Origin of the sequence: Microbulbifer sp. MI-G (genome assembly GCF_030440425.1) — a bacterium.
GTDB classification, from domain to species: domain Bacteria; phylum Pseudomonadota; class Gammaproteobacteria; order Pseudomonadales; family Cellvibrionaceae; genus Microbulbifer; species Microbulbifer spongiae.
Window position 1 is genome coordinate 3,038,851 of record NZ_CP098023.1, and the last position, 17,383, is coordinate 3,056,233.

The 17,383-nt window shown below is 57.2% G+C and carries 15 protein-coding genes; 2 read left to right on the forward strand and 13 right to left on the reverse strand.

Annotation, left to right across the window (positions count from 1 at the left end):
- Window positions 1-9: 9 nt before the first annotated feature.
- Window positions 10-417: a hypothetical protein gene (locus M8T91_RS12705; protein WP_301414534.1), complete on the reverse strand. Its 408-nt coding sequence runs from the start codon at window positions 415-417 to the stop codon at window positions 10-12.
- 1,375 nt (window positions 418-1,792) lie between these two features.
- Between M8T91_RS12705 and gcvP the strand changes: the two genes are divergently transcribed.
- Together gcvP and M8T91_RS18965 are read left to right on the forward strand one after the other, a co-directional pair.
- The gene (gene gcvP, locus M8T91_RS12710) at window positions 1,793-4,684 is read left to right on the forward strand and encodes an aminomethyl-transferring glycine dehydrogenase (protein WP_301414535.1); all 2,892 of its coding nucleotides are present in this window, start codon (window positions 1,793-1,795) and stop codon (window positions 4,682-4,684) included.
- 566 nt (window positions 4,685-5,250) lie between these two features.
- Window positions 5,251-5,367 carry an integrase core domain-containing protein gene (locus M8T91_RS18965; RefSeq protein ID WP_367317773.1) on the forward strand — a complete coding sequence of 39 codons (117 nt, stop codon included), beginning with the start codon at window positions 5,251-5,253 and terminating at the stop codon, window positions 5,365-5,367.
- 224 nt (window positions 5,368-5,591) lie between these two features.
- On the opposite strand, the gene lipA is transcribed toward M8T91_RS18965, so the two are convergent.
- From lipA to M8T91_RS12775, 12 genes are all read right to left on the reverse strand, one after another.
- Entirely contained in the window at window positions 5,592-6,590 is a 999-nt protein-coding gene (lipA, locus tag M8T91_RS12720) for a lipoyl synthase (RefSeq protein WP_301414536.1), read from the reverse strand.
- Complete coding sequence (lipB, locus tag M8T91_RS12725; RefSeq protein WP_301414537.1) at window positions 6,583-7,284, reverse strand: lipoyl(octanoyl) transferase LipB; 702 nt, start codon at window positions 7,282-7,284, stop codon at window positions 6,583-6,585. Before lipB ends, lipA begins: the two co-directional genes overlap by 8 nt.
- Complete coding sequence (locus M8T91_RS12730) at window positions 7,284-7,565, reverse strand: HP0495 family protein (RefSeq protein WP_301414538.1); 282 nt, start codon at window positions 7,563-7,565, stop codon at window positions 7,284-7,286. The genes lipB and M8T91_RS12730 overlap by 1 nt, the downstream gene beginning before the upstream one ends.
- 167 nt (window positions 7,566-7,732) lie before the next feature.
- Window positions 7,733-8,878 carry a D-alanyl-D-alanine carboxypeptidase family protein gene (locus M8T91_RS12735; protein ID WP_301414539.1) on the reverse strand — a complete coding sequence of 382 codons (1,146 nt, stop codon included), beginning with the start codon at window positions 8,876-8,878 and terminating at the stop codon, window positions 7,733-7,735.
- 258 nt (window positions 8,879-9,136) lie between these two features.
- On the reverse strand, window positions 9,137-10,009 hold the full coding sequence (locus M8T91_RS12740; RefSeq protein ID WP_301414540.1) for a septal ring lytic transglycosylase RlpA family protein: 873 nt from the start codon (window positions 10,007-10,009) through the stop codon (window positions 9,137-9,139).
- Window positions 10,010-10,255: 246 nt separating this feature from the next.
- A complete protein-coding gene (gene mltB / locus M8T91_RS12745; RefSeq protein WP_301414541.1) occupies window positions 10,256-11,269 on the reverse strand; it encodes a lytic murein transglycosylase B in 1,014 nt (337 codons plus the stop codon).
- A 44-nt stretch (window positions 11,270-11,313) separates the two neighbouring features.
- Window positions 11,314-12,459, reverse strand: a complete 1,146-nt coding sequence (gene rodA, locus M8T91_RS12750) for a rod shape-determining protein RodA (protein WP_301414542.1) — start codon at window positions 12,457-12,459, stop codon at window positions 11,314-11,316.
- Window positions 12,452-14,344: a penicillin-binding protein 2 gene (mrdA, locus tag M8T91_RS12755; RefSeq protein ID WP_301414543.1), complete on the reverse strand. Its 1,893-nt coding sequence runs from the start codon at window positions 14,342-14,344 to the stop codon at window positions 12,452-12,454. The genes rodA and mrdA overlap by 8 nt, the downstream gene beginning before the upstream one ends.
- A 112-nt stretch (window positions 14,345-14,456) precedes the next feature.
- On the reverse strand, window positions 14,457-14,933 hold the full coding sequence (gene rlmH, locus M8T91_RS12760; RefSeq protein ID WP_301414544.1) for a 23S rRNA (pseudouridine(1915)-N(3))-methyltransferase RlmH: 477 nt from the start codon (window positions 14,931-14,933) through the stop codon (window positions 14,457-14,459).
- Window positions 14,934-14,937: 4 nt separating this feature from the next.
- Complete coding sequence (rsfS, locus tag M8T91_RS12765) at window positions 14,938-15,300, reverse strand: ribosome silencing factor (RefSeq protein WP_301414545.1); 363 nt, start codon at window positions 15,298-15,300, stop codon at window positions 14,938-14,940.
- A 14-nt stretch (window positions 15,301-15,314) separates the two neighbouring features.
- The gene (gene nadD, locus M8T91_RS12770) at window positions 15,315-16,001 is read right to left on the reverse strand and encodes a nicotinate-nucleotide adenylyltransferase (protein WP_301414546.1); all 687 of its coding nucleotides are present in this window, start codon (window positions 15,999-16,001) and stop codon (window positions 15,315-15,317) included.
- 39 nt (window positions 16,002-16,040) lie between these two features.
- Window positions 16,041-17,270: a glutamate-5-semialdehyde dehydrogenase gene (locus M8T91_RS12775; RefSeq protein WP_301419092.1), complete on the reverse strand. Its 1,230-nt coding sequence runs from the start codon at window positions 17,268-17,270 to the stop codon at window positions 16,041-16,043.
- Window positions 17,271-17,383: the final 113 nt, after the last annotated feature.

Genomic DNA, 17,383 nt, shown 5'->3' on the forward strand with positions numbered 1-17,383 from the left:
ATCGTGCTACTAATTCGGTCCTGAATAATCTGGAACTTCTGACTTAGGGAAACGTGGGACTGTGATTTTGACATCCTGAACATTGTCAAGTGCGTCATAATACACCGCTGTAATGACTACAACCTTCTCTGTAGCTGTAGTGTATTCTACTTGTGTCATCTCAACACTCCCGCTCCTATCTGAAGATGGATTTGAGTTTATTGAAGGTATATTGCTAGAGGATACCTCCGTAGCATCCTGACCAAGGTCTATAGGTATAACCTTGAATATCCCGCCATTCTTATCCAATACCACTACTGCATGGCTACCATCGGTCGTTTGCATAATATAGGTGCAATCTTTGACGCAGTCAGGTCCTGCAAATGCTTTAAATGAAAAAAAGGCAACCAGTAATAGTGAAAAAATTATAACTCGCATGTTTCCTCCTGAAATTCACTTAATGATAGTAATAACCCCAAAAAACATAATCAATAAATAACCTGTTGTTACCCCCATCACCAAGCCTCAAATCTGTGACCCTTGATTGTGGAACCTGACCCGTCAAGGGTGATGGGATAGCGGTGAAGGGAATAGCCCTCACCCTGTGGAATCGTGTGTGACGGGTATCCACAATAAAGGGCCTCTACGCTTCACTGATTTACTCCAGAATCGAAAACACCCAGAAGGTTTCACGCGTGAAACCTTAAGAATTATTTGGGTCCCTAAAAGGGGTGTCCGTGGTGGTTGCCGTCCCCGGGTATAAATATCTATAGCGGCCCCGTATAAATATTTAGAATCCGCAGGCTATAATGCTTGCGGTACTCGACCCGCTCGCTGCGGGCTCACGCTAAGTTCCTCAGCCTCTTCGAATGACTACTCCGGTTAGTTGTTGTGTGTAGGCTCCCGGGTGTGCCGACATCCGGGAGCCACCTTGAAATCAATGCTCTATGTCATGGCCCATAGCTCCCAGGCAAATAACCAAGTGTGTCATTGTGTCCTGGTCTACCCACTCAGAAACACCCTTCACGGACGAAAGCTCCTTGTCGTGACAGGCCCACATTCGTCTTGAATCGAGTCAAGCAAGGGAGCCTCTCCCTCAGCTGCTCACAGATCCGGACATGAAAGTCTTCTCTCATCGGGCTTTTTTATCCAGCCGGTGATCCACAACCGATCCATAGTGTGCCATTAAGCACAGAACTCTTCTAGCAAATCTTCTCAGACAGTGACTAGCCCGCTTCTTCCACCCCTTTCAATTTTTTGTATTTGCCAATTGTCCAGTGAACCCGTGTTGCTTTCACATGGTTCAGCAGCACGCCAACGTCTGCACTCCGTAGGGTATCAACTGCCCCTCCAACAAACAGGGAAACACCATTACCATGACCGTCAGGGCATTTTCCTAACCAATGACCAGAGACAGCTTTCCATTCAAAGCTTCAAACGCCGTCGGCAGGGGGCTCTCTGCGATCAACCCCACCCAGCCCTGCGTGGAATAAGATCGCCCTATCTGCGGATAAACAGGATTTCACACAGATTTTTCACTGGAATTCAGCAGTTTCCCCGCCTGAATCCCGCAGATTGCCCAGGTTCCCAACGGTTGCTAAGATGCGCGCCTGCCGCTATGGCCCGGAATCCCTGCAGCCCCCGCATCCCACCTGCGAGGCTGCCGTTGATCCGACCTCCCCATATGTCACCCCGCCTATCCGAAACCCGGAGAACCGGGGCTTTACACAGGAAAAGCGGCACAGAGGCCAGGTGCTATTTTTTAACCGCGAGCGCACTGCGACGACTCCCTGCGACTACAGGAACGAAGTTTATGACCCAACCATCGCTGCAGCAGTTGGAACAACACGACGCCTTTATCCACCGCCATATTGGCCCCGATACCAAGCAGGTAGTGGCCATGCTGGAAACCCTCCGGGTCGCCAGTCTCGACGAACTGATCGGGAAAACCGTGCCCGAAGCCATTCGCAACACCGATGCGCTGGACCTGGCCGATGCGGTCAACGAGGAGGAGGCCCTCGCAGAGCTGAAGGATATCGCGGCGCGCAACCGCATTTACCGCACCTTTATTGGTATGGGCTACCACGACACCATTACCCCCAACGTGATCCTGCGCAATGTGCTGGAGAATCCGGGTTGGTACACCGCCTATACCCCCTACCAGCCGGAAATAGCCCAGGGCCGCCTGGAGGGCCTGCTGAACTTCCAGCAAATGATCATGGACCTCACCGGTATGCAACTGGCCAACGCCTCCATGCTGGACGAGGGCACCGCTGCTGCTGAGGCCATGGCCATGTGTAAGCGCCAGGCCAAGCGCAACAAGTCCAACGTCTATTTTGTAGATCGGGATTGCCATCCGCAGACGATCGCCATCGTACAAACCCGTGCCGAGCACTTCGGCTTTGAGGTGGTTGTGGGCGATATGGAAACCGACATCCCCGCCGAGCTGTTCGGTGCCCTGCTGCAATACCCCGGCAGCACCGGTCGCGTACGCGACCTGACCGATATCATCGCCCGGGTGCACGAGGCCAGTGGTCTGGTGACCGTAGCCGCCGACCTGATGAGCCTGGTGGCCCTGAAAGCACCGGGTGCCATGGGGGCAGACGTGGTGGTGGGCTGTAACCAGCGCTTCGGTATCCCCATGGGCTACGGCGGTCCTCACGCCGGTTTCTTCGCCTTCCGCGAAGCCTACAAACGCTCCGCGCCGGGCCGCATCATCGGTGTTTCCGTGGACAGCAAGGGCAAGCGTGCCCTGCGTATGGCCATGCAGACCCGCGAACAGCATATCCGCCGCGAGAAAGCCAACTCCAATATCTGTACCTCCCAGGTTCTGCTGGCGGTAATAAGTGCCTTCTACGGGATTTACCACGGCCCTGAAGGCCTGAAAACCATCGCCGCCCGCATCCAGCGCCTGACAGATATCCTCGCTTCCGCCCTGCAGCGCGAAGGCTTCAACCTGACCCACGACAGCTGGTTCGATACCCTGACTGTCATCACCGGTGCCAAGCGGGAAGAGATCTACCAGCGCGCCCTGGCCTCCGAGATCAACCTGCGCAAAGTGGGGGAAGACGCCCTGGGCGTGAGCCTGAGCGAGACCGCCACCTTGCAGGATGTGTCCGACCTGATCGATGCCTTTATCGGCACCGGGCACAGCCTCGACCTGGACACCCTGGACAGCGAGATCGCCAGCAAGGGCTCTCTGGGTGTGCCCGCTTCCCTGCAGCGCGATACCGAATTCATGACCCACCCGGTGTTCAACTCCTATCACTCCGAAACCGAGATGTTGCGCTATCTCAAGTCTCTGGAGGCCAAGGACATCGCCCTGAATCACTCCATGATTCCCCTGGGTTCCTGCACCATGAAGCTGAACGCCACCGCCGAGATGATCCCGGTGACCTGGCCCGAATTCGGCAAACTGCATCCCTTTGCCCCGGCAGACCAGGCCCAGGGCTATGGAGAAATATTCCGCCAGTTGCAGCAGATGCTGGCTGCCTGTACCGGCTATGATGCCGTGAGCCTGCAACCCAACGCCGGTTCCCAGGGCGAGTACGCCGGCCTGGTTGCTATCAAGAAATACTTCGAGGCAAAAGGCGAAGTCCAGCGCGATATCTGCCTGATCCCCGCCTCCGCCCACGGCACCAATCCAGCCTCCGCCATGATGGTGAGTATGAAAGTGGTTGTGGTTGCCTGTGATGATAAAGGCAATGTGGATTCCGAAGACCTGAAGGCCAAGATCGAAGAACACGGCGACCGCATCGCCGCGCTGATGGTGACCTACCCCTCCACTCACGGTGTCTTCGAGGAAGGTATCCGCGAGGTGTGCGACCTGGTGCACCAGGCCGGTGGTCAGGTGTATATCGATGGCGCCAACATGAACGCCCTGATCGGGGTGGCGGCGCCGGGCCGGTTTGGTGGTGATGTCTCCCACCTGAACCTGCACAAAACCTTCTGCATTCCCCACGGTGGTGGCGGCCCCGGCATGGGCCCGATCGCTGTCGGCGAACACCTGAAGCCCTACCTGGCAGGCCACCCGGTAATAGAAGTACCGGAAACCCATGTGGAGAACGGCACTATCTCCGCCGCTCCCTGGGGCTCCGCCAGCATTCTGCCAATCAGCTGGATGTATATCCGTATGATGGGCAAGCAGGGCATGAAGCGGGCTACCGAAATAGCGATCCTGAATGCCAACTATGTGGCCAAGAAACTGAGCGAGCACTACACCCTGCTCTATACCGGCAGCAACGGCTTTGTCGCCCATGAATGCCTGGTAGACCTGCGCCCGCTCAAGGAATCCAGCGGTATCACCGAGGAGGACATCGCCAAGCGCCTGATGGACTTCGGCTTCCACGCACCCACCATGTCCTTTCCGGTAGCCGGCACCCTGATGATCGAACCCACCGAGAGTGAATCCCTGCAGGAACTGGACCGTTTTATCGAAGCCATGGCCACTATCCGCCGTGAAGTGGAAGCTGTTGCCAGCGGCAAGTACACCGCCGAGGACAACCCACTGCACAACGCACCGCACACCCTTGAGGATGTGATGACCGACGATTGGACCCACAGCTACTCCCGCGATGTAGCCGGCCGCCCGGCAGCCTGGCTGAAAGCGCACAAGGTATGGCCGGCTGCCAACCGTATCGACAATGTCTACGGAGACCGCAACCTGATTTGCTCCTGCCCACCGATCGAAAGTTACACAGAATAGAAGCCGAAGTGTTTAACAACCTGGAAAGCCACCGGGAAACCGGCTCAAGGCGGTGCAGGGAAGCACCGCTACCGGGAATAAGAATCTCCGCAGAAGCTATGTAACACCTTCTTACACTCCCATCCTGTCCCCACGCCAGTCACAGCCGCCAGCAGAAAATTTCTTATCCGGACAATGGAGTTTCACCAACTCTGAGATCGCGCGTACAGTTCCTGTAGTGAACAAAAATTTTTTGATGCAGGGGGACCCCTTGCACAAGGTAATTCATCTGTTTTTTGTACCACACCACCCGCCTGTACCAGAGGGGGGATACGCATCCACAAAGTTATGGCAGATATTGAAGTGCTTTGCGACCAAGGAGGCCGGGTGTGGGTGCATTACAGCAAATGCAGATAACCAAACAGACCTTCTAACCCTGGCGCAAACAGTAGGGTGGCACAGGGACCGACCAACAGAAGGAATCCAAGCCAATGCAGAGGGAGAATGAACAGCTGCGTTGAACAGTCGCGGACCTGGCTCTGGACAGATGGATTCTGTCAGAGGCCACCAGGGGAAACGGACGCGCTCTGGTTGAGAAATGGAGAAAGCGCTGCAATAGCAAGCGGCCACACAGCGCCTTGGGCTACCGCCCACGGGCTCCGGAAACCACCGTGGAGAAAGAGCCACGGCCCGCTATGCACTAACATTTAAACTGGACCACCTTGGTGGGGCTGATCAAAAATGGCTGACTTCGCAAGCAAACATTCGGCCATGAACACGATCTGGTGCTTGGGGCAAAGCTGGCAAGTCTTTTTTCAGAGCAATAACCAAACTGCGGAATAACCTACTCTCAGCATTGAAAAAACACTCTGCTTTCATACATACGCGGCACCTATCACCGCAGAGCACCTCAGGCTGCTGTGGAGTACTATTTCACGTTGTAATTGATCTGTTTCTCACCCTGGGCCTGTTTATCCGCATGGTATGAAGAGCGTACCAGCGGGCCGCAGGCAGCGTGCTTGAAGCCGATCTGCTCGGCATAGCGGCGGTACTCCTCAAACTCGTCCGGGTGCACGTAACGTTGTACCGGGAGGTGTTCCCTGCTTGGTTGCAGGTATTGGCCAATGGTGAGCATATCGATATCGTGCGCACGCATAGTATCCATCACCTGAAAGATCTCTTCCTTTTCCTCACCGAGGCCCACCATCAGACCGGATTTGGTCAGCACATCCGGGCGGCATTGCTTGTATTCCTGCAGTAACTTCAGGGACCATTTGAAATTGGCGCCGGGGCGCGATTCGCGGTACAGGCGCGGCACCGTCTCCAGGTTGTGGTTGAACACATCGGGCGCTTCCTTTGCGAGAATCTCCAGGGCAGCTGCCATTCGCCCGCGAAAGTCCGGCGTGAGAATTTCCACCTGCAGATTCGGTGAGAGCGCCCGGGACTGGCGGATACAGTCGGCGAAGTGCCGGGCCCCACCATCGCGCAGGTCATCGCGATCCACCGAGGTAATGACCACGTAGCGCAGCCCCATGGCTGCTATGGCCCGGGCGAGGTTTCCGGGCTCTTCCGGGTCCAGGGGATTGGGCTTGCCGTGCCCCACATCACAGAAAGGGCAGCGACGGGTACAAATTTCCCCCATGATCATAAAGGTTGCAGTGCCACCGCTGAAACATTCGCCCAGATTGGGGCAACTGGCCTCTTCGCAAACGGTGGCGAGTTTTTGCGAACGCAAAATACGCTTGATACGCTCCACCTCCTTAGAGGCGGGCACCTTTACACGAATCCAGTCCGGTTTGCGCAGGACCGTATCACTGGCAATCACCTTGACCGGGATACGTTCCACCTTGTCACCATCGCGCAGTTTTTCTCCCTGTTGCAGGCGACGGGTGCGTTTAACCGGCACCAGATCGGGTTTATTAGCCATTACTTAAATCCTGCTGTTCGGCGCTCAATCGAGCAAATACGGTGTTATCCAGCGGTTGCCACTGGGCAGCGGGCAGTTTCAGGGCAGGCAGCAACTCGCGTACAAAAATCTCTGCAACCTGCTGCCAATCGGGTGCGCGCTGGAGTAACTCGGCCATCTGCACCATCTGCAATCCGGCGTAACCACAGGGGTTGATACGGAGGAAAGGCGCCAGGTCCATGTCGATGTTAATGGCGATGCCGTGGAAACTGCAGCCGCGACGCACACGCAACCCGATAGAGGCGATTTTGTTGCCGGCGCGCTGGCCTTCAGCCAAATAAACCCCCGGCGCATCGGCGCGTGGTGCCGCTGCGATGCCAAATACCCCCAGCATGGCCACGGTGGCAGTCTCCAGCGCCGTCACCAACTCACGCACGCCAATTTTTGCCCGGCGCAGATCCAATAGTGGATATACCACCAACTGGCCGGGGCCGTGGTAGGTCACCTGGCCGCCGCGATCCACCTGCACAACCGGAATATCCCCGGTATTGAGCAGGTGCTCAGCCCGGCCCGCCTGCCCCTGGGTAAAAACAGGCTCGTGCTCCACGCACCAGATCTCGTCTGCACTGCTTGCGTCACGGAGATCGGTGTAACGGGACATGGCGCGCCAGACAGTTTCATAATCCCGACGGGCCAGGTTGCGAACAGTGATCATCAGAGCACCATATGTACCGAAGGGTGTGCTTTGAGTTCCTCAAACAGTGCCCTGAGTTGGTCTTCACCGGTGGCGAGAATATAGAAGGTCATGGAAGTGAATTTGCCAGTGCTGCTGTCGCGCAGGGTCATACGGTCCTCGTCCAGTTCCGGGGCGTGGCGACGCATCACTTCCAATACAAATTGATGCGCTTTTTCATCGGCGTCACGCACAACCTTGACCATGTAGTCTTCACAGGGGAATTGGATCTTTGGAGGTCGCTGACTGGTGCTCTGGTTCATACCACTCTCCGGGGGCGGGCTGGTCAGGTAAGGGAAAGCTGGGACACAGCCGGGCGGCGATTATACAGCGGCTGGTACTCAGTGGACAGGGAACAGCAGGAGGGTGTTGGTTTTACACAGCGGGCAGGACGGGGCAATGCCCGCCCGGAAACCCGTCAAAGTACGATTTAGTTAAAGAAGCCAATCACAAAGCGCTTGATGGCATCCCACAGGCGTTTGAAGATACCGGCACGCTCCACGTCGTCCGCGGTTACGGCTTTGACTTCGGAAACGGTCTCGCCATCCAGGATCACCACAACCTTGCCCACCGGCTGGCCTTTCTGGATCGGGGCCTCCAACTCGCCATCCACAATCAGATCCGCTTTGATGCCCTCCTCTCCACCGCGGGGGATGGTAACGAAAACATCCTTTTCAACCGCGATACCCACGCGGGGCTTCTTGCCACCCCAGACGCGCTCGGTCTGCAACACCTCACCCTGACCATACACTTTGTGGGTCTGGTAGTAGCGGAAACCATAAGCCAGCAGTTTCTGGGTCTCGGAAGCGCGTTTTTCATCGCTATCGGTGCCCACCACTATGGCAATCAGGCGCATGCCGCGCTTCATCGCAGAGGCCACCAGGCAATAGCCCGCCTCTTCTGTGTGACCGGTTTTAATCCCGTCCACCGAGGCGTCGCGCCACAACAGACGGTTGCGGTTGGGCTGGTTGATGCCCGAGTAATTGAAATACTTCTCGGAATATATATCGTAGTGCTCCGGATGGTCGGCAATCAGTGCACGGGCCAGAATGCCCAGGTCGCGCGCAGTGGTCAGGTGCCCGTCCTCCGGCCAGCCGGTGGAATTGACGAAGTGGGTATTTTCCATGCCCAGCAGTTCTGCCTGCTGGTTCATCACCTCCGCAAATACCTCTTCACTGCCGGACACATGTTCGGCCAAGGCGATACTGGCATCGTTACCGGACTGGATGATGACTCCGCGCATCAGATCTATTACAGAGACCTGGTCGCCGACTTTGACAAACATTTTTGAGCCGCCCTTGCGCCAGGCTTTCTCGGAAATGCGCACCAGGTCATCTTCCTTGACACTGCCTTTGAGTATCTCCTCAGAGACGATATAGACGGTCATCATCTTGGTGAGACTGGCGGGGGGAATCTGTTTGTCGGGTTCGTGCTCCACCAGAATCTGGCCGGTATTGGCATCCATCAACAGGTAGGAGATTGCGGTCAATTGCGGCGGTGCCGGGATTAGAGATTGCGCCTGAACCAGGCCCGCACACAACAATAGGAAAGAACAGGCGATAATCCGTGTGATCATAGGGGGAGTCTCATTAATCCTCGTGTTTTTTGGCTGGCTGTTAACCCATTATGTATTTTAATAGATTAGTCGGCAGCGCTGGGGAGGCACCCCATGCCGCAAGCCACTGTATACTGACAAAATACAAGAAAATTCGCGCCAATGCGCAGTATTTTGTGAACGGTGATCCAAATGACCGTCAAATCATAAATCAGTCACAGGTTGCCAGGAATTTTTCGCGCAAACCAACCGCCTGCTCCGGCAGCCATGTTGATGATCCTATTCATACACCACCTGGGGCTGCCCCAGCTGCTTCTGTGTCACGGTTTCCCGTGCCGTGGCGAGAGCCCTTTGCCGGGCGATGGGACCAATACGCACCCGGTATAATACCTTGCCATCCCGCTTTACCGGGCTGACCAGAACAGGGTAGTCAATCGCGTCAGCAAGCTGGGCCCTCACGGCCTCCGCCTGGGCAAAGTTGCTGTAGGCACCGACCTGCAAAAATGTATTCCCGGGCAGCTTCACGGAGGTATCCTTTGCCAAACCTTCCGGGCCTTTCAACCCGTCACCAGTCAGCAGTACCTCGGTGACCGGCGGCAATGCCGCGGGGTCCAGTGACTCCACTTCCACACGGGCCACACCCCGCTCCACATACCCCAGCTTCTGGGCAGCCGTATAACTGAGGTCAATAATACGCCCCTGCACAAAGGGGCCACGGTCATTGACCCGCACAATGATACTGCGACCATTGTCCAGATTGGTCACTTTGGCATAACTGGGCAGAGGCAGGGTTTTATGTGCAGCAGAGATGGCGTACATGTTATAGATCTCGCCATTGGCGGTATTGCGGCCATGAAACTTGGTGCCATACCAAGAGGCCTTGCCGCGCTCTTTATAGCCTTTGACCGCATCGCGCACATGGTAGGTCACACCGTTGACCCGATAGGGGGACTTGTTCCCGGCGGGGCCGATGGGCTCACGCACTGGCGTCGGGTCTGGGGTGGCCAGCATACTGACGGGTGTTGGCGGGCCACTGTCACGAATACTGTCACCGGGCCCGGCCTGCGAGCCCGGGTCAGTCTGCAGACCCCCACAGGACACCAAAAACACCGCGGCAAGCAACATCCCACACCGCGCATTGCACTGAACCATAATCCCCCCACACGGCAACAAAAGGTTGCCGCCCCCAAGACGCCGTTGGCTGACACTATCTGGTGAAATGAAAAAACTTTGACTGCAACCAGGACCATTGGTTTCCCAATGCCGGCTGTGATCGCCAGCTCAAAGCCTGATTGTCACTCTATTGACCGGGCCCGTGCCGGTGAGATACGGGCATAGTCCCCGCCATTTTAGAACGACACATCAAGGCACGATAAAAAAGCCCGGCAGTTTGTCCGATCAATAGGATTTTCCGCCACGGGCCTTGACAATCTCCTGGGCCAGTTCATTGACTGCCATCGCATAGAGGCGACTGCGGTTATAGCTGGTAATGGTGGAAAAATTATTGAGTCCCAGCCAGTACTGTTTGCCCCGCTCTGTCTGCAGGGAGAAGACCGTGGCAGGCATTTCCGGTGACACCTGGCTGGTGGCTGTGAATCCTTTTTCCGCCAACTCCCCTACGGTCCATTCCGGTTGCAAGGTATTGTTGACAATGGTCATATCCGCATTGGGGCGCGGGATCGACAGAACGGCAATGGGTTCACCGGACTTCCACCCGTGCTGGGCGAGGTAATTGGCCACGCTGCCAATGGCATCCTGGGGGTTATTCCAGATATCCACCTTGCCGTCATTACTGAAGTCCACTGCGTAAGCGCGGTAGCTTGAAGGCATAAACTGGCCGTAACCCATGGCACCGGCGTAGGAACCCTTCAATGTCAAAGGGTCTATACCCTGATCCCGGGTTAGTAGCAGATAGTGTTCCAGCTCTTTGGTAAAGAAGGCGGAACGACGCGGGTAATTGAAGGCCAGGGTAGAGAGTGCATCCAGTACCCGGTGACCACCCATATTGCCGCCGTAGCGGGTTTCAATACCGATAATAGCGACAATGATTTCCGCTGGCACACCGTACTTCTTTTCCGCTTCGGCCAGGACTTCGGCGTTGTTGTCCCAGAAGTCGACACCGCCGGCAATGCTCTGTGGGGTCAAAAACAGCTTGCGGTATTCGTACCAGGGTTTGGCCTTTTCCGCTGGGCGCTGGATGGCCCTGAGAATGGAGTCCTTGCGTTTGGCCTTGCGCATCAGATCCTGTAGCGTTTCGCGATCGAACTGGTGTTCTTCCACCATGTACTCGACAAACTTCTGTGCATTTGCATTGTCACCGTGTCCAGGCTCCTGCGCGCAGGCAGCGAGGGCCAGCCCCACGCCAAACAATAGTCCAGAGGTCCACTTCAAAACCAACGCTCCTGTCTTCATTACGCGTCTCTATATCCGGTTATCAACCAGTTGAACAACACCCACTAGAAGTGGACCCTGCGCCGCTCAGTCCCTACAGCCATGAGGATGCCGAATCCCGCCATCAGGGTAATCAGTGAAGTTCCCCCATAACTGATCATCGGCAGGGGAACACCCACTATTGGCAGCAGTCCTGTAACCATACCAATGTTTACAAACACATAGACAAAAAAAGTGAGCGTTATACTCCCCGCCAATAGCCGTCCGAACAAGTACTGTGCCATAAAGCTAATATAGATGCCGCGTGCGATCACCAAAACGTAGAGCAGTAGCAGTATAAGCACGCCGCGCATACCCCACTCCTCCGCCAAGACCGCAATAATAAAGTCGGTATGGCTCTCCGGCAGAAAATCCAGCTGCGATTGGGTGCCTTGCAGGTAACCTTTACCATATAGCCCCCCGGAACCAATAGCGGCCTTGGAGTTAAAAATATTCCAGCCGGCTCCAAATCGGTCATCGTGAGGGTTGAGTAGTGTCAGAATGCGCTGGCGCTGGTAGTCCCTCAACCCCCACTGCCAGATAGGCCAGGTGGAAGCCATGAGTGCTGCGGCCGCGGCGCCGATCATCTTCCAGCTGAGCCCCGCCAGATACAGTGCAAACAGGCCGGCGGCGGCGATCAGAATGGCTGTGCCCAGATCCGGCTGGCGCACGATCAGCGCAGCCGGTACCGCCACGATGACCAAAGCCCCGCACACCGTGGCAAACGCAGGGGGCTGTGCGCGCTGGTGCAGGAAGGCAGCGACCATCATCGGTACCCCCAGCTTCATCATCTCAGAGGGTTGGAAGCGAAAGCCGCCGATCTCCAGCCAGCGCTGGGCACCCTTGGCACCGGTACCAAAAAACAGCACCCCCAGCAACAGGGTGCAGCCACCCAGATAGGCCCAGATCGACCAACGCCGGTAAAAGTCCAGGGGAATCTGCGCAACAATGAACATGCCTAAAAACGCCAGGCACATAAAAACCGACTGGCGCTGTACATACTTGAAGTCACCGCCAGAAGCACTGTAGAGCACTCCCAGGCCGGCAGATGCCAACAGCAATAACAACACCAGCAGCGGCACATCGAGGTGCAGGCGACGGGCAAGGCTCACCGGCTTTCTGAGGCTGCTGTCCATATCGGAGAGCCGGTGCGAGTAGTCGCGATTAGCCATTGCCCCTCCTCCCAGTCAGATCGGTATCCCGCGCGGTTTCAACCGGTGGCTGCGGACGCGCCATCCATTCGGCGAACAGCGCCCGGGCTACCGGGGCAGCCACCTTGCCGCCGGCTTCCCCATTTTCCACCAGAACCGCGACTGCAATGCGGGGTTTGTTCACTGGAGCAAAAGCGACAAACAGCGCGTGATCCCGGTGGCGCTCCAGCAGGGCCTCGGAATCATATTGCGCGCCCTGGGCAATACCCACCACCTGAGCGGTACCGGATTTACCGGCAACGCGAAAATCCAGGCCCTCACCGGCGCGCTTGCCAGTACCGTCACTGCGATTGACCACAGCCTCCATGCCTTCAAACACCAAGTCCCAATGGTCCGGGCGCGCTTCCAGGTTGTGCAGCCTTTCCGCTGGCTGTACCACGCCATTGATGGTTTTTACCATTTGTGGCCGATAGTGGGTGCCGCGATTGGCGATAGTCGCGGTCATCACTGCCAGTTGCAGCGGAGTGGCCAACACGAAGCCCTGCCCCAGCACCGCATTCAGGCTATCCCCGGGGAACCAGGGCATGCCCCGCGCGCTGCGCTTCCAGTGCCGCGAAGGAAAGAGGCCGGCGCGCTCTGTAGGCAGATCAATGCCGGTCTTGGCACCGAGCCCGAAATGGGTGGCGATAGTGTGCATTTCGTCGATATCCCAGCGGTGCGCCATATCCCAGAAGAACACATCGCAGCTCTGTGCCATGGCCTGTACCAAATCCACTTTATCGCCATGGCCCCAGCGGATATGGTCCCGGTAGATACGCGGGTCGTTGGGCAGTTTGTAGAAACCCGGGTCCTGAATCCTGGTCTCACGGGAAATAATCCCGGCCTCCAGGGCCCCGAGCCCCATCACGGGCTTCAGGGTCGAACCCGGAGGATACTGTCCCTGTATGGCGCGATTAAACAGGGGGACGTCAAGGGAGTCACTGAGGGTGCGGTAGTCGACAAAACTGATGCCGGTGACAAACAGATTCGGGTCGAAAGAGGGCTTACTCACAAACGCCAGTACACCGCCGGTATTGACATCAATGGCGACCACGGCACCGCGGCGATCACCGAGGGTTTCGGAGGCCACCTGCTGCAGGCGCGCATCCAGGTGCAGGGTCAGGCCAACACCCGGTTTGGGGTCTTCGCGCTCCAGCACCCGCAGTACCCGCCCGCGCGCATTGATCTCTACATTCTCATACCCCACTTCCCCGAGCAGGTGCTGCTCGTAGCTGCGTTCCAGCCCCACCTTGCCGATACTGCGGGTACCCCGGTAGCGCCGCACGTCCTCCCGGGTGAAATTATTCAAATCTCGGTCACTGATACGCCCCACATAGCCGACACTGTGAGCAAACAGCGCCCCCAGTGGGTAATAACGCACCAGTTCGGCCTGAACAGAAACACCGGGCATGCGAAACTGGTTGACACTGATACGCGCAATTTCATCTTCTTCCAGGCGAAAGCGCAGGGGTACCGGCTCAAATGGGCGTCGGCGCTTCATGCGCTTGCGAAACTTGGCCACATCACTGTCTTCAAGGCGAATAAGGTTGCCGATCAATTCCAGGGTCGCATCCAGATCCCGCACACGCTCGCGCACAATGGAGAGATTGTAACTGGCACGGTTATCCGCAAGCAGAGTGCCGTTGCGGTCGTATATCAATCCCCGGGTGGGGGCTACCGGGCGTACCTGGATACGGTTTTCCTCGGATTGAGTGCGATAGTCTTCGTAATTGATAATCTGCAGATTGTAAAAACGCGCGACCAAAACCCCCAGCAGAACAATGACACCGGCGATGGCCACCAGCATGCGATTGCGGAAAAGCCGCTGCTCGATATAGGGGTCCTTGAGGCGATGGGCGTGGGGCATTTGGGCATTTGGGCTTATTTGAACAGTGTTGACTGGCGCTGAAAAAAACCAAGTGAACTACATTACCACAGGGCACAAGTGAACAGACAATCCGGGCTGGCCATTGTCTCCGTCACTTGTGGTAGGGATGTCCCACCAACAGTGTCCAGGCGCGGTAAATCTGCTCCGCCAATACCACACGCACCAGCGGATGTGGCAAAGTGAGCGGAGAGAGGGACCAGCATTGTCTGGCCGCATTCAGGCAATCCCCAGAGAGGCCATCGGGACCGCCAATCAGCAGGCAGACACTTTCCCCCGAGAGCTGCCATTCACGCAATTGCCGCGAGAGCTGCGCCGTACTCCAGGGTTTGCCCTTTACATCCAGCGCCACGACATGATCCCGGGGACCGAGGGCAGAGAGCATTGCCTCCCCCTCCTTCCTACGGGCTTTGTCAATCAGTGCCAGGGTATTTTTCCGGCCGCGCGGCCCCAGGGGGATTTCCACCACCTCCAGGAAAATATCTCGGGGCAGGCGCCTGGCGTACTCAGTGTAGCCCTCCTGCACCCAACGGGGCATTTTCCCTCCGGCGGCGAGAATTCGGATTTTCACGGTCTCATCCCCCGTGGGGATCACTGCCGTCCGCCTCTTCGCGCGTATTCGGCGTCATCGACCAGAGTTTTTCCAGGTCGTAGAAGCTGCGCAAATCCTCCAGCATCACATGTACCACCAAATCCCCATAGTCCACCAGTACCCATTCCCCCTGCTCTTTCCCTTCCACACCAATGGGGCGCACACCCTGTTTCTGCAATTCACCCACAACATTTTCCGCAAGGGATTTCACCTGGCGGCTTGAGGTACCGGTACAGATCAGCAGATTGTCCATCACATCAGACAGTTCGGAAACATCCAGGGCAACGATATCTTTGCCTTTCAGGTCTTCCAGTGCGTTGAACGCGATTTCTTTAATATTTGTCATAACACCTTGATGCTTTACCGGTCGCCGGCGGTATTCTGTTTTCTGTAAAGTTGATGGTCTTCAATATACTGCAACACCGCAGCTGGAAGGAGGTAACGGGGCGACTGGCCGTTGCCGAGCAATTGGCGGATATGGGTGGAGGAGATTGGCAGCAGGGTCTGTTCGCGCACCACCAGGCGCCCGCAGGGCTCCCCATGCAAATCGGCGGTGCTTCCGCGGTGGCGCTCGAGCACATCGAGCAGCGGGGAATGATCACCCCCTTTTGCCCGCTGGGGCGGACTCCAGCCCGGCCGGGTCACCGCCACCAGATGCGCCAGCGCCAGCAGGCTCTGCCAGCGGTGCCAGCGGTGCAGACTGAGCAGGGAATCCAGCCCCATACAGAAACTGATCGACACCTCAGGACCCAGCTCTGTACGCAATTCCTCCAGGGTGTCCACAGTATAAGTGGCTCCCCCCCGGCGCAATTCCCGCTCATCCAGCTGCAATTCGTCACAACCCGCCAGTGCCAGCACCAGCATCTGGCAACGTTGACGGGGGGACACCCCCGGACTTTCACGGTGGCCCGGCTGGTGGCTTGGCAGCAGGCGCATTTCATCGAACCCCAAAGCCTGGCGCAGCTCTAGTGCCATACGCAGGTGGCCAAAATGTATCGGGTCGAAAGTGCCGCCAAACAGGGCGATACTGTGCCGCTTGGTCGCCAAAATTACCTCTTGCGCCAGATGATTACACCGGGACAGTGTCTACTGTCGTATATGTCCATTTCCCAGCACGATCCATTTTCGGGAGGTGAGTCCTTCCAGCCCCACCGGACCACGGGCGTGGATTTTATCCGTGCTAATACCAATTTCCGCCCCCAGGCCGTATTCATAGCCATCGGCAAAGCCGGTGGAGGCATTCACCATCACCGAACTGGAATCCACCTCCGTGAGAAAACGCCGGCTGCGGCTGTAATCCTCGGTCACTATGGCATCCGTGTGGCCGGAGCCGTAGCGGGCAATATGAGCCATCGCCGCCTCCATATCCGCCACTACGCGGATCGACAGTATTGGCGCCAGGTACTCCTCAGTCCAGTCCGCTTCCATGGCTGCCAGGCATCGCGGCAGTATCTCGCGAGTGCGCTCGCAACCGCGCAGCTCCACACCTCTGGACTCAAAGGCCGCGGCCAGATCCGGCAGTATCTCTGCGGCGATTCCCTCTGCAACCAGCAGGGTTTCCATAGCATTGCATACGCCGTAGCGGCGGGTTTTGGCATTGAGGGCAATATCGAAGGCCTTTTTCGGATCCGCACGGTCATCGATATAGACATGGCACACCCCGTGCAGGTGTTTGATTACCGGTACACTGGCCTCACGGCTGACACGCTCAATCAGGCCGGTGCCACCGCGAGGCACAATCACATCCAGGTATTCCGGCATGGTGATCAAAGCACCCACGGCAGCGCGGTCGCTGGTCCCCACCACCTGAACGGCTGTCTCCGGCAGGTCTGACGCGCGCAATCCAGCGACAATGCAGGCGGCAATAGCCTGGTTGGAGTGCAGCGCCTCACTCCCGCCGCGCAAAATAGTGGCATTTCCGGACTTCAGGCAGAGGCTGGCAGCATCTATCGTCACATTGGGGCGGGACTCGTAAATAATCCCCACCACCCCCAGCGGCACACGCATTCTACCCACCTGGATGCCGCTGGGACGATAGTGCAGATTCTCGATTTCCCCCACCGGATCAGGCAGATCCGCGACCTGTAACAGGCCTGCAATCATAGCGTCGATACGGGGGTTATCCAGTTCCAGACGATCGAGCAGTGCAGCGTCCAGACCCTGTGCAAGCCCCGCCTGCATATCTCGGATATTGGCCTCGGTGAGTTGCGCCCGCTGCGCTTCGATCTGGGTGGCGATGGCCCTGAGGGCTCGGTTCTTGGCCGCAGTACTGGCCCTGGCCATCAGCCGCGCTGCAGCGCGGGCAGCCTGGCCCATCTGCCCGAGTCGCGTACGGATTTGGTCAGCGGTGTCGGTGGTGGTCACTTGGCGCTCCGTGCATAATCCGGTCGGCCGCGCAGTATACCCCAGGGGAGCGGGGTTTGAATGGC